Below are 12386 nucleotides of genomic sequence, written 5' to 3'. Positions count from 1 at the left end.
CGAGTTTTTCCGAGGAGCCAGGCCCGATGCTGTACCCGATTTTCCGTCGCCGGTTTATTGCCGCAGCGCTGGCCGCTTTGGCATTGGGCCCGTCGCCCGCTCGTGCGGTAGAACCAATCACCATTCTCACGCAGCAGGATGTTTACAACGATTACCAGCGTTTTATCGGCAAACGTAATCCGCTAACCCTTAGTCATTTTGCGGGCGAAGGCTCGCGTCGTGACGTGGTGGAGTTAGTACTGGTGCAGCAGGCGTTGGCGCTGGGCGGATTGAGTCGGCCCGTCAAACTCGTCAAGGTCGACAACAATAGCGACTCGTATACGCGTTATCTGAAAGAAATTTTGTCCGGCAATGCCACCATGGGCGGCAACTCGGCATGGCAAATCGATCTCAAGTCGATTGATGACAAGATTTATATTTCCTCCCCGCTGATCCGTCAGGGTGAGTTTGAGGCGGGTTTATATACCTCGCCCGACAACAAAAAAGCCCTGGCTGCGCGTTCGCTAGACGACGTGCGCCAGCTGACGGCGGTCGTGGCCGACAGCTGGAAGCCCGACGTCGCCACGCTGGAAGGCCTCAAGCTCAACCAGTTGCTGCAGACCCAAAGCTGGGACTCGATGGTCGGCATGGTAGAAAAAGGTCGCGCCGACGTTTTGCTGGCACCATTCCAGCCGACTGCAGATATGTCACTCACGCTGGGCGAATATTCGCTGGTGCCGATTCCCAATGTGAAGGTGGGGCTGGCTGGCAGCCGTCACCTGTTCGTTAGTCGCAGCGCCCCACACGGCGCAGAAACCTTCGATGCACTTGAAAAAGGCCTGGCCAAATTACGCGCGAAAGGCACCATTGAACAAGCTTATAAAGAGTCCGGCTTTTTCAACGCACGAACGCAAACCTGGCTGAAGATCAACTAGTGTCATCGCGTTGCGCCCAAGCAGCTGCCCACAGACCTCGGTCATGCGCCGGGGTTTGTCTTCTACAGACTTCACCAGCGATACCGGTGATGACATTTACCGTTTACCATGCGTCGGGTGACGATACCTAACCGCCCTCTTTTGCTACGCCCTGCCCTTGCCAGAGGCACCTTTGCCATACTGGCCGCGCTGCTGATCGCCTTGATGCTGGCAGCCAGTATCAGCGGCACAGTACATATCCCCTTAGGCGCCCTGTTTCACCTGCTGTATGCCACGCCGCAAACCCCGGACGAAACGCTCTGGCATACCGTGTTGTTCGACGTGCGTTTGCCGCGAGTGGTGTTCGCGGCTGTGTGCGGCGGAGGACTGGCGATTGCTGGCGCGGCCATGCAAGCGCTATTTCGCAATCCGCTGGCGGAGCCCGGTCTTGTGGGAGTCTCGGCCGGTGGTGCTTTAGGCGCCGTTGCCGCCATCGTGTTCGGTGCCACTGCTTTTGGCTGGATCGCCGGCATGGCCTTTTGCGGCAGTCTGGCCGCCTTGTTTGTGGCATGGCAAATTGGCCGGCGCAGCCGTGCCGTGGGCGGATTGCTGTTGGCTGGCGTCGCCATCAATGCGGTTTGCGGCAGCCTGACTGCCTTATGTACCTGGGTGGCAACTGACGCCCAATTGCGATCACTGACGTTCTGGAACATGGGCAGTCTGGCTGGCGGCAACTGGGCATTGCTGGCCTTTCTGGCTCCGTGGACTCTGCTGTTGTCAGTGCTCTTGCTGCGAGAATGGCGTGGCATGAACGCACTCTTGCTGGGCGAGCGTGAAGCCGGGCATCTGGGCTTCGCCATTCGCGGATTGCAGCGACGCCTGACCGTGCTGGTCGCCCTGCTGGTAGGGCCGCTGGTGGCAGCGTGCGGCACCATCGGCTTTGTCGGGCTGGTCGTCCCTCATCTGGTGCGCATCGTATTGGGCGCCCAGCATCGGATACTGTTGCCTGCATCCATACTGACCGGCGCCATTGCGCTGGTACTGGCTGACTGGCTGGCGCGGATCGCCTTGTCACCCGCCGAAGTGCCAGTCGGGATTGTCACCAGCCTTGTCGGTGGGCCATTCTTTTTGTGGCTGCTGGCCCGCTGGAGTAAGCCATGATTGCAGTTCGGCAATTGCGCTGTGTACGCGAAGGCCGCGTGGTGTTGGATGACATCTCGTTTGCGGTCAAGGCGGGCGAGTTTATTGGCGTGCTTGGGGCAAACGGTGCGGGTAAATCGTCTTTGCTGGCTGCGCTGGCTGGCGATCTGCCGCTGCAAACGGGAGACATTACCCTCAACGGCGTGGCGCTCAAACAACTGACCCAACGCCAACTGGCCCGGCAACGCGCGCTATTGCCGCAATCGCCAACGCTGGCGTTTGACTTGCCGGTACCCGAAGTCGTAGCCATGGGCGCCTACCCTTTCGAGGATCTCGCCGCGGCGCAGATTGAGGAGTTGATCACTCAGGCATTGGCATTGGCGGACGCGGCCGACCTGGCCGGGCGCCACTATGCCGGGCTCTCCGGCGGTGAACAGCAACGGGTGCAGTTTGCCCGCGTGCTACTGCAGATACTCGCAGCAAACCCCAGCACCGAACGCTTGTTATTGCTGGATGAACCTACGTCCAGCCTCGACCCCAAGCATCAACACGGTTTGCTCAGTGCAGTGCGGGAATTGGCACAACGCGAGCAATTGGCCGTGCTGGTGGTGCTGCATGAGGTCAACCTCGCGGCACGCTGGTGCGACCGGCTGTTATTGCTCAATGACGGAAAAATGCTGGCGGATGGTAAACCGGCAGAAGTGCTGACTGCGCAAAACATGCACGCGCTCTACGGGATGTCCGCCGACGTGCTGGAATATCCGCCCGGATCAGGACGGCAACTGGTGTTGTTTGGCTGATTGCTCTTGCGCAGGTGCACGTTTGTTCCAGCGCAACGCCACGCGCAAACGCCGAAAATCGTCTGCAGGCATGCTGTCTGGCCACAAAACCAGACGCTGCACTTTACGGACGTTTTGCACACGTAAATGCAGTACCAGCAAATGCGCACTGACCATTGTGGAACCCAGTACTTGAGCGGCTTGGGGAGATTCGTCGCCCCAGCCAATCAGCAAGGTGCCGTCGCCTGCCAAAACAAGCGATCCGCGCGGGGTCGGCTGGCACCATAAGTAAACCAGGTATGCTGCCGTCCCAAGCCAGGCCAGCAGCAGCCACGACCACGGCAAAGCGATAGCACTGAGCGCCGCTGCAGCAGCAAAAGCACAGCACAGATAGAAACCGGCGCGCCCGCCCCCAAAGGAGATGTGCAACGCCGGAGCGGTCACGCGCATAAGTCGTTGAACCTGGCTTATTGAACCTGGATACTGCCCGAGACAGTCACTGAAACCTTGCTCTCGCCACCTTCAACCGGTGGCGGCGCGGGATTGTCAGCTGACATCGCTGCCTTCATCATCATCGGGCGTGGCATTGGCGGCTCAAACGACTGGGTGTTGACGTTCATGTTCACGGTGCGCCAGCCCGCGCCATCCATCCCGCGCTGAATCAGCTCGGCGCGCTGGCGAAAGGCCTTGATGCTCTCTGTAATCAGCCCGTCTTCGGCCGCTTTGCGCGACTCATCGGACACGCCATAGCGAATGCCCGCCAGTTGCATGGGTACACCGTTGGACAATGGTTGCTGCAATTGCCCCAGCAGTTTAGAGAGTGACGCAAAGTCGCGGCTGGTCAGACGCAACTCACCCCGGCCACGCCAGCCATCTTGCTTGCTGGTTTTATTGTTGTAGACCGGATAAGTGGTGTAGCCAGTGCCTGCAGATTGCACCGTGCCATATTGTTTGGAGACGCGGATTGCGGCGGCAAGCGTCTGGTTGACCTTGTCTGCCAGCTGCGCTGGATCGTTATTATTGATTTCAACAAACAAGGTGGCGGACGCCATGTCATTGCTGACGTCCTTGCTGGAACTGGCTTCCAGATTGACTACGTTGTAGTTGAGCGGCTCGGCTTGAGCCAGACCGGAACAAAACAGCACAGCAACAATAGCAAGTGCAGGTCGACGCATGGGTTTTTCTCCTGTGCGCCGACTGTTCCCGACGCATTAGTGATAGTTATGATCTGAAGGTGTGTTGTGGATATCTTCGGCCACGCTATCCATCACGCCCATGTGAATCTCTACATCGAACCATTCCCAGAACAGTTTGAGCGTGCGCTTGGCCGGCCACAGGCTTTCGTCCTCAACCCACGACGCAAGTTCCATCTCAAACAAACGTTCTGCCAGATCATCGATATACGAAATGCCGTCTTCAGGTTCGCTGACTTCCGGAACCATAATCACGGTGCAATCGCTACGGATGTCTTCCAGCGACAATACAATATCGTTGCCCGGCAAGGCATTGAGCCAGTCGAGGAAAGGTTGCTTGGGGCGAATCAAAGCCGCCGAACGATCAACGATAAACATAGAACCCATACTCCTTGATGTTTCCACAGGGCCGCACCAGTACCGCGAAAAGTCGCGACACTGTGTGCCAGCTCACATACTTTGCAAGATTAACATGCCGCGCGCAGCCACCGCGCCGCAACAATCGGCACGGTGGCTGCGACAGCCGGGATCAAACTTCTTTTTTACGACGACGTGTACGGCTGGCGGCTGGCGCGGCAGCGGGTGCAGCCGCCGGAGCTGAAGCAACCGGCGCTGGCGCAGCAACCGGATTTGCGCTGGCTGGCTTGGCTTGCAACAACGCCGCAGTTTGCGGTTTGCGCCGACCAGCAGGCGCTGGCGCTGCAACGGGGGTCGCAACCGGCGCTGGAACTAGTGCAGCCGAAGGTGCGTTAGTCAGCGCCGATTTTTGCGTGCCGCCGCGACGCCGAGTACCGCCGGTAGCGGGCTGCGGTGCGGCTTCCTGAGCATTGCCTGCAACACGAGCTGCCGGTTTGGACTCTGCCGCTTTCTTCGGTGGTTGAGCCGCAACCGCCGGCACTACTGCCGGTTGAGCAGCCGGTTGGGCAGGCTTGCGCGTTTGAGCATTGCGGTCCGGCGCGGCTTTGGCGACTGGCGCAGTCACTGGTTTGGCAGGAACAGCCGCAGCAGGCTGCGCTGTGGCCGTCACTTTGACCGACGCGGTACGCTTGGGCTTACGCGCCTGCTTGCCGCTATTTGCCGATGCCGGATTGGCCTGTGCCGTGGCGACAGATTGAGTCGGCGCGGTCGCTACTTTAGGCGCTACAACCGGTTTGGCCGCCTGCACGGGAGGCACCGCGTTACGTTGCGCTGGTTGCTGGCTTGCCGCGCGGTTGCTGTTGCGATTCTTGTTACGGTTATTTCTGCGCCCAGACCGTTCACGTTCCTGCGGCACCTGCGCAGTGGCGGCTTGTTGTGTGGGGCGCGCCTGCGTGCCCACACTCGCCGGGGTTTGGAATGTCGCGGGTTGTTGCGGCGCTTTGGATTTTTCTTCCAGCACCAGCGTGAAGTCGATCTTGCTGGTGTCCAGATCGACCCGCACCACTTTCACTTTCACCCGATCAGTCAGGCGATAGATTTGTCCGGAACGCTCGCCTTTGAGTTCATGACGGCGGTCATCGTAATGGAAGTAGTCGTTGCCCAGTTCCGAGACATGTACCAGACCTTCCACGTACAGATTATCCAGCAACACAAACATGCCAAAACCGGTAACAGCCGAGACCGTGCCTTCAAACTCCTCACCCACTTTGTCTTGCATGAAGTAGCACTTGAGGAAGTTCAGCACGTCGCGGCTGGCTTCATCGGCGCGGCGTTCGGTCATTGAGCACTGAATGCCCAGTTGATCCCACTTTTGCGCCGGGCGATATTTCTTGCCCGCCAACACAGCCTTGATGGCGCGGTGGACCAGCAAATCCGGGTAGCGGCGAATTGGCGAAGTAAAGTGCGTATACGCCTCGTAACTCAGGCCAAAGTGACCTTTATTATCCGGGCTGTAGACGGCCTGCTGCAGACTGCGCAGCAACATGGTTTGCAGCAACGATGCGTCCGGGCGGAGCTTGATCTGCTCCAGCAACGCGGCGTAATCACCGGCCTTGGGTTCTTCTCCACCGCCCAGCGTCAAACCGCAGGAGCGCAAATATTCGCGCAGTTTTTCCAGCTTTTCCGGGTTCGGGCCTTCATGCACCCGGAACAAACATGGATGCTTGTTGGTGATCAGGAAATCCGCCGCACATACATTGGCGGCCAGCATGCATTCTTCAATCAACTTGTGGGCGGGGTTACGCACCACAGGCACGATCTCGTTGATCTTGCCTTTGTCGTCAAAGCGCACTTCGGTTTCGGTGGTTTCAAAATCAATGGCGCCACGCACTGCGCGTGCCTTGGCAAAGGCCTGATAGAGCGCGTACAAATCCTGCACGTGGGGCAAGACCTTCTTGTACTGCTTGGCCATCTTGCCTTTTGGCTCTTCCAGCATTTCCCACACTTTGTTGTAGGTAAGCCGGGCCTTGGAATGCATCACCGCCGGGTAGAACTTGTATTTCTTGATATCGCCGGTAGCGCTGATCTGCATATCGCAAACCACACACAAGCGCGCAACGTCCGGGTTCAGCGAGCAAACACCGTTGGACAGTTGTTCTGGCAACATCGGGATAACGCGACGCGGAAAGTACACTGAGTTACCGCGCTCAATGGCGGTTGCGTCCAGTGCATCGTCTGGCTGCACGTAGTGACTGACGTCGGCAATCGCCACCACCAGGCGCCAGCCCTTGCCTTTTTTCTCGGCATAAACGGCATCGTCAAAATCACGAGCGGTTTCACCGTCAATGGTTACCAGTGGCAGGTCGCGCAAATCCACGCGCTTCACGCCCATCACCGGCTTGAGATCTTTTTTGCCAACTTTATCTGGGGTTGCTTGCGCTTGAGCCTCGGCGGCGGCCGAAAATTCGTGCGGCAGATTGTGTTTGCGCAGCGCGATTTCGATTTCCATGCCCGGGTCATCGTAATTACCCAGCACTTCCACCACCCGGCCCAGCGGCTTGATATTGCGATCCGGTTGCTGGATCAGTTCTACCGTCACCACTTGACCTGGCTTGGCCTTACCTTTTTCCTTGGGCGGAATCAGAATGTCTTTGGAGATGCGTTTGTCTTCCGCCGCCACCATGTAAACGCCCTGCTCGGTCAAAAAGCGACCGACCAGCAGCTTGGTCAGGCGTTCGAGCACTTCGACAATCCGGCCTTCGCGGCGGCCACGACGGTCAAACCCGGCCTGGCGGACCAGTACCCGGTCGCCGTGCATGATTTTGTCCATTTCGCGCGACGACAGATATAGATCATCCGAGCCATCGTCCGGGATCAGAAAACCGAAGCCTTCCGGGTGGCCTTGCACGCGCCCGGGGATCAGATCGATTTTTTCTGCAATGCACAGAGCGCCTTTGCGATTGACCATCAACTGGCCGTCCCGCGCCATCGCCCCCAAGCGTCGATCAAAGAAAGCGCGTTCGTCTTCGGTAATCGACAACAACTGAGCCAGATCGACCGCGAAAAGCGGTGCGCCCGCCTCTTCCAGAACCTGCAATACATATTCCCGTGAGGGCAAAGGGTTCTCGTAGCGCTCTCGTTCGCGCTCAAGATGAGGGTCTTGCAGCCGCAGGCTTTTGACCTGTTTGGGACGGCGGGAGGATGTATCGATGGCAGGGCTCTTTTTTGTTGACATTGTCTTGGGGTTTCCCGATAATCGCGCTTCTTCGTGATCTGCGCATTCTAACAGCGTAGCACAAGGCCCAGGTGGCGGAATTGGTAGACGCACTAGGTTCAGGTCCTAGCGCTCGCAAGGGCGTGGAAGTTCGAGTCTTCTCTTGGGCACCAAATGATAAAAACCCGTTCTTTTGAGCGGGTTTTTGCATTTCTGGCTATGGCTTGTTTGTTATGTCCATTGCGACATGCTAGGGATAACGGACCGTCAAATGCTTTTGTCATTATCTGGCAGTGAATTGGTTTTTCAATCAATGCTTTGCCAAAAAAAGTAGTTCAACCCTGTTGACAGGGTTAGCTGATATACGCATAATCGCTCTCCTTCGCTGCTGCAACAAACCAGTTACAGCGCGATGCCCAGGTGGCGGAATTGGTAGACGCACTAGGTTCAGGTCCTAGCGCTCGCAAGGGCGTGGAAGTTCGAGTCTTCTCTTGGGCACCAAAGATTCATCAAAAAACCCGTTCAATCGAACGGGTTTTTTGTTTTTCCAGCGCCATAAATACCCTCCTGCAAGATTACTTGAATCCTTCCCCAAACTGCCAGCCATCGGCAGAAGCCACTCCACCAGAAATGCACTGCTAGAGTGAACTGGCTATTCCAATTTCATCACTCCAACAGCACACCAGCAATTTGTCCCAGCCCCTCACCACCATTCTGAACAAGGAGCAAAGCATGCTGCATTACATCTGGATGTTCATTATCGGCATTATCGTGGGCTTGATCGCCCGCTTTATCATGCCGGGCGCCCAAGGCATGGGCCTGATCATGACTGGCGTTGTCGGTATTGTCGGCTCGTTTGTTGGCGGTTTCATCGCCCGCATTTTCAGCAAACCACCCGAAGGATCACCCGTTCACCCTGCCGGAATATTGCTATCCATTGTCGGGGCAATCGTTGTGCTTTACGTGGTGCAAATGCTTCAACATTGATGCATTGAATTACCCGGCAAGAAGAAACGCCTGCAATGATTTGCAGGCGTTTTTACATGGCACAACCACCCGACTACAGACTACTGTTTTCAATCCAGTGCTGGCCGTTATCGAGCTTGATTGGCGAATAAACACCCACGTAGATATCCAGCAAGTTATCCGTGAGTGGATTGTCATTGGCTTGAGTACAAATTGCCATATGAGCGACGATAACAACCTTGGCGCTCATCAATTGCATATACGTCCCTATACAATAGCAAGCGCTGACCGCCCCCGCAGCATATGACCTTGGCGCACCGTGAGGCCATTAAACATGCCATCACACTGAACGAGTCAAAACACCTGACTTAACCGCCGCCATAAAAACAAAAAACCGGGCACATGGCCCGGTTTTTTTTGAGATGACTCAAGCGTCAAATCAGCCTTCTTGCTTGAACGCGCGACGACGTTCGTGTTCTTGCAAGAAACGTTTACGGATACGAATCGACTGCGGGGTGATTTCAACCAGTTCATCATCATCGATAAACTCAACCGCCGATTCCAGCGACAGCTTGATCGGAGTGGTCAGACGCACGGCTTCATCAGTACCGGAAGCGCGAACGTTGGTCAGCTGCTTACCCTTGATCGGGTTCACAACCAGATCGTTATCACGGCTATGGATACCGATGATCATGCCCTCGTACAGCTTGTCGCCTGGCGACACGAACATACGACCGCGATCTTCCAGCTTCCACAGTGCGTAGGCGACTGCTTCACCTTGATCTTGCGAGATCAGCACGCCGTTGTGACGGCCTGGCAGATCGGCCTTGACCGGTGCGTAGTCATCAAACACGTGGCTCATCAGGCCGGTACCGCGAGTCATGGTCATGAAGTCGGACTGGAAGCCAATCAGACCACGTGCCGGAATATGGTATTCCAGACGGGTACGACCGCGACCATCGGATTCCATGTTGGTCAGTTCGCCACGGCGACGACCGATTTCTTCCATGATGCCGCCCTGGTGTTCATCTTCCAGGTCGATAGTCAGGTTTTCGTACGGCTCACACTTGGTGCCATTCACTTCTTTGTACACAACGCGCGGCTTGGCAACGGCCATTTCAAAGCCTTCGCGACGCATGCTTTCCAGCAAGATGGTCAAGTGCAGTTCGCCACGACCGGAAACACGGAAGATATCCGCATCGGCAGTGTCTTCAACGCGCAAAGCCACGTTGGTCAGCAGTTCTTTGGTCAGGCGGTCACGGATCTGGCGGCTGGTCACGAACTTGCCTTCAGTACCGGCCAATGGCGATGTGTTCACCATAAAGTCCATGGTCAGTGTCGGCTCATCCACACCCAGCACTGGCAGGCCAACCGGGGCTTCCTTGTCACAGATGGTGACGCCGATACCGATTTCGTCCAGACCGGAGATAACAATGATGTCACCGGCTTCTGCGCTTTCAACAGCAACGCGCTCCAGCCCCTGGAAGCCCAGCACCTGGTTGATACGGCCAGAAGAAACTTGTTCTTCATGGTTCATCACTACCACTTGTTGACCTGGCTTGATACGGCCATTCAACACGCGGCCAACGCCAAGGCGGCCGGTATAGGTGGAGTAATCCAGCGCAGCAATTTGCAGCTGCAGCGGTGCGTCAGGGTTGCCTTCCGGTGTCGGCACGTGCTTGAGCACGGTTTCGAACAGCGGACGCATATTGTCGGATTCTTGATCCAGTTCCAGCTTGGCAAAACCGTTCAGGCCCGAAGCGTAGATGATCGCGAAATCGAGTTGTTCGTCAGTGGCGCCCAGCTTGTCGAACAGGTCAAACGTTTGATCCACAACCCAATCCGGACGTGCACCCGGACGGTCGATCTTGTTGATCACCACGATCGGACGCAGACCCAGCGCCAGTGCCTTTTTGGTCACGAAGCGGGTTTGCGGCATCGGGCCTTCAACGGCATCCACCAGCAGCAACACGCCATCAACCATTCCCAGCACGCGCTCGACTTCACCACCGAAGTCCGCGTGACCCGGGGTGTCAACGATGTTGATGTGGGTGCCTTCGTATTCAATAGCAGTGTTCTTGGCCAGAATCGTGATGCCACGTTCCTTTTCAAGATCGTTGCTATCCATCACGCGCTCGTCCACCTGCTGGTTTTCGCGGAAGGTGCCAGATTGGCGCAAGAGTTGGTCAACCAGGGTCGTTTTACCGTGGTCGACGTGAGCAATAATGGCGATGTTACGAATGGCGCGCGTCATGATGGATGGGATGCTAACAGTTTGAAAAGCCGAGGATTGTAGCACGAACCCATTACAGTTCGCTGCGCTGCAGGATGTGCGGACGAAAGAAAAGAGCGTGTGTTTTGCAACTCATTGTACGGAATCGGGATTCCGGGCCGTTTCTAGGCCGTCGTGTCCAGGGGTTGGCCCGGCATTCCCAGTGCCCGCGCCAGCATCAGCAGCATGCCTGCCGTAGCACCCCACACGGTGATGCCGCCGCACTCCACAAACAGGCTCTTGCCGCGCAAACCCCGGCGTTCCACCCAGCGCAGTTCGTAATGAGCGGGGTTCAACAGCACATTCCAGGGTAGTTCCAGAATGGCGGCCACTTCGCCGGGCTCGGGCTGCAAGGCCATTCCGGGAGTGACGAGCCCGACCACCGGCGTCACATTGAAGCCGGTGATGGTGTGATAGGTGCCTAGTTCACCCAGCACCTGGACGTTGGCAGGCAATAGCCCGATTTCTTCATTGGCCTCGCGCAAAGCCGTGGCCGCCGGGTTCTGATCTTGCGGATCAACCCGCCCGCCCGGAAAACTGATCTGGCCACCGTGATGGCGCAAATGCGCGGCGCGTTCGGTCAGAATGATGCGGCTGCCATCCGGGTAAGGCACGATCGGGATCAGCACTGCGGCGGCACGACGTGCCTGTTCCAGTCCCATATCGCCACGAGTCTGTCGCTCTGCCTGCGCCAGTTGGCTGCGCAGCCAGTCCGCCCAGGCTGGCGCATCGCCATGAGCGGGGGCCAGCGAGTTCATCCGTCCACCCTGGGCAACCGAAAATCCTGCTTGTGGGCAACCAGTCGCAGTGTCAGGCCAATGGCAAACAACGACCATTCAACTGCCGCACCTTCCAGTCCCCAGCCTTTAAGCAGGTAAAGCGCCACCGACAAAAGAATCGCCACGGTGCCGTAAAAATCTTCATGCAGGATAAAAGGAACGTCGTTCACCATCATGTCGCGCACCAGTCCGCCACCAACGGCGGTGACAAAACCCAGGAAACAGACACCAAACAGATTCACGCCAAAATCCATGCCGATTTTGGCGCCCGCCAGACTAAAAGCCACCAGCCCGATTGAATCCGCCACGATAAACAGCTTGCGTAACAACCCCTTATGGCGCTGATGCAACTTGATTACCCATGCCACCGCCAAGGTGGCAAAGATGGTGTAAATGGGCAGCGCATCCAGAAACACGCGGGGCGTACGGCTGAGCAGCAAGTCTCGCATGACCCCGCCGCCGATGCCGGTAAGCAACGCCACAATAACCACCCCCAGCAAATCCAGCCGCTTGCGCGCGCCTACCAGATAACCGGCAATGGCAAAAGCCGCAGTGCCGATCTGGTTCATGACTTCAAAATAAAGCGGAAAGGCCATGCATGTATCTGAGTATTGATCGTGGCAAATCTTACCGCGTCGCCGTAGCAAGCGCTCAGTTGGCTGCAATTTCAGGGCAGAAAACACCAGCTACACAGGCTTTAGCGACATTCGAATATCGTTATTTACTTATGCATAAATTTCATTATTTGTAATTAATTTCTCGTTTTATCGATATCAAGATGCTTAAATGGGCG

The 12386-nt window shown here is 56.8% G+C and carries 11 protein-coding genes, 2 tRNA genes and 1 pseudogene; 6 read left to right on the top strand and 8 right to left on the bottom strand.

Translation table 11 applies throughout. The features are described 5' to 3' along the window. Positions 1-26 precede the first annotated feature (26 nt). The 3 genes from P4L78_RS02560 (at position 27) to P4L78_RS02550 (ending at position 2833) form a co-directional block, all read left to right on the top strand. The gene (locus P4L78_RS02560) at positions 27-914 is read left to right on the top strand and encodes a hypothetical protein (protein WP_283148606.1); all 888 of its coding nucleotides are present in this window, start codon (positions 27-29) and stop codon (positions 912-914) included. 141 nt (positions 915-1055) lie between these two features. Further along, complete coding sequence (locus P4L78_RS02555) at positions 1056-2054, top strand: iron ABC transporter permease (RefSeq protein WP_309326813.1); 999 nt, start codon at positions 1056-1058, stop codon at positions 2052-2054. Continuing rightward, a complete protein-coding gene (locus P4L78_RS02550; protein ID WP_309326811.1) occupies positions 2051-2833 on the top strand; it encodes a heme ABC transporter ATP-binding protein in 783 nt (260 codons plus the stop codon). Before P4L78_RS02555 ends, P4L78_RS02550 begins: the two co-directional genes overlap by 4 nt. Here the strand turns inward: P4L78_RS02550 and P4L78_RS02545 are convergent. The 4 genes and pseudogenes from P4L78_RS02545 to rnr all read right to left on the bottom strand — a co-directional run. Further along, the gene (locus P4L78_RS02545) at positions 2804-3262 is read right to left on the bottom strand and encodes a protein YgfX (protein ID WP_309326809.1); all 459 of its coding nucleotides are present in this window, start codon (positions 3260-3262) and stop codon (positions 2804-2806) included. The genes P4L78_RS02550 and P4L78_RS02545 overlap by 30 nt on opposite strands. 17 nt (positions 3263-3279) lie before the next feature. Beyond that, on the bottom strand, positions 3280-3987 hold the full coding sequence (locus P4L78_RS02540) for an SIMPL domain-containing protein (RefSeq protein ID WP_309326807.1): 708 nt from the start codon (positions 3985-3987) through the stop codon (positions 3280-3282). Positions 3988-4023: 36 nt separating this feature from the next. After that, positions 4024-4383 (bottom strand): hypothetical protein, encoded by a 360-nt coding sequence (locus tag P4L78_RS02535; RefSeq protein ID WP_283148601.1) that lies wholly within the window; start codon positions 4381-4383, stop codon positions 4024-4026. 709 nt (positions 4384-5092) lie between these two features. Beyond that, positions 5093-7597 (bottom strand): annotated as a pseudogene (gene rnr / locus P4L78_RS02530) (ribonuclease R); the annotation flags it as partial. 65 nt (positions 7598-7662) lie between these two features. Here rnr and P4L78_RS02525 point away from each other — a divergent pair. From P4L78_RS02525 to P4L78_RS02515, 3 genes are all read left to right on the top strand, one after another. Continuing rightward, positions 7663-7749 (top strand) — tRNA-Leu (locus P4L78_RS02525). 241 nt (positions 7750-7990) lie between these two features. Next, a tRNA-Leu gene (locus P4L78_RS02520) sits at positions 7991-8077 on the top strand. Positions 8078-8308: 231 nt separating this feature from the next. Next, positions 8309-8563, top strand: a complete 255-nt coding sequence (locus P4L78_RS02515; RefSeq protein WP_283148600.1) for a GlsB/YeaQ/YmgE family stress response membrane protein — start codon at positions 8309-8311, stop codon at positions 8561-8563. Positions 8564-8636: 73 nt separating this feature from the next. On the opposite strand, the gene P4L78_RS02510 is transcribed toward P4L78_RS02515, so the two are convergent. The 4 genes from P4L78_RS02510 to P4L78_RS02495 form a co-directional block, all read right to left on the bottom strand. Beyond that, positions 8637-8801: a hypothetical protein gene (locus P4L78_RS02510; protein ID WP_309326803.1), complete on the bottom strand. Its 165-nt coding sequence runs from the start codon at positions 8799-8801 to the stop codon at positions 8637-8639. Between the two features lie 180 nt (positions 8802-8981). Further along, positions 8982-10796 (bottom strand): translational GTPase TypA, encoded by a 1815-nt coding sequence (gene typA, locus P4L78_RS02505; RefSeq protein ID WP_283148598.1) that lies wholly within the window; start codon positions 10794-10796, stop codon positions 8982-8984. A 143-nt stretch (positions 10797-10939) separates the two neighbouring features. Further along, positions 10940-11572, bottom strand: coding sequence for a CoA pyrophosphatase (locus P4L78_RS02500; protein WP_283148597.1), 633 nt, complete (start codon positions 11570-11572; stop codon positions 10940-10942). Beyond that, the gene (locus P4L78_RS02495; protein ID WP_283148596.1) at positions 11569-12189 is read right to left on the bottom strand and encodes a trimeric intracellular cation channel family protein; all 621 of its coding nucleotides are present in this window, start codon (positions 12187-12189) and stop codon (positions 11569-11571) included. Before P4L78_RS02495 ends, P4L78_RS02500 begins: the two co-directional genes overlap by 4 nt. Positions 12190-12386: the final 197 nt, after the last annotated feature.

Source organism: Silvimonas sp., from assembly GCF_031291215.1.
Classification (GTDB): domain Bacteria; phylum Pseudomonadota; class Gammaproteobacteria; order Burkholderiales; family Chitinibacteraceae; genus Silvimonas; species Silvimonas soli.
Note: the sequence above shows the minus strand (reverse complement) of the source record. Positions and strands in the feature narration are given on the sequence as shown.

Excerpts from the sequence above, each read along its gene's own strand:
- P4L78_RS02550 (WP_309326811.1), top strand. The coding sequence starts at position 2,051 with ATGATTGCAGTTCGGCAATTGCGCTGTGTACGCGAAGGCCGCGTGGTG.
- typA (WP_283148598.1), bottom strand. The coding sequence starts at position 10,796 with ATGACGCGCGCCATTCGTAACATCGCCATTATTGCTCACGTCGACCAC.
- P4L78_RS02560 (WP_283148606.1), top strand. The coding sequence starts at position 27 with ATGCTGTACCCGATTTTCCGTCGCCGGTTTATTGCCGCAGCGCTGGCC.
- P4L78_RS02495 (WP_283148596.1), bottom strand. The coding sequence starts at position 12,189 with ATGGCCTTTCCGCTTTATTTTGAAGTCATGAACCAGATCGGCACTGCG.
- P4L78_RS02540 (WP_309326807.1), bottom strand. The coding sequence starts at position 3,987 with ATGCGTCGACCTGCACTTGCTATTGTTGCTGTGCTGTTTTGTTCCGGT.
- P4L78_RS02535 (WP_283148601.1), bottom strand. The coding sequence starts at position 4,383 with ATGTTTATCGTTGATCGTTCGGCGGCTTTGATTCGCCCCAAGCAACCT.
- P4L78_RS02510 (WP_309326803.1), bottom strand. The coding sequence starts at position 8,801 with ATGCAATTGATGAGCGCCAAGGTTGTTATCGTCGCTCATATGGCAATT.
- P4L78_RS02545 (WP_309326809.1), bottom strand. The coding sequence starts at position 3,262 with ATGCGCGTGACCGCTCCGGCGTTGCACATCTCCTTTGGGGGCGGGCGC.
- P4L78_RS02500 (WP_283148597.1), bottom strand. The coding sequence starts at position 11,572 with ATGAACTCGCTGGCCCCCGCTCATGGCGATGCGCCAGCCTGGGCGGAC.
- P4L78_RS02515 (WP_283148600.1), top strand. The coding sequence starts at position 8,309 with ATGCTGCATTACATCTGGATGTTCATTATCGGCATTATCGTGGGCTTG.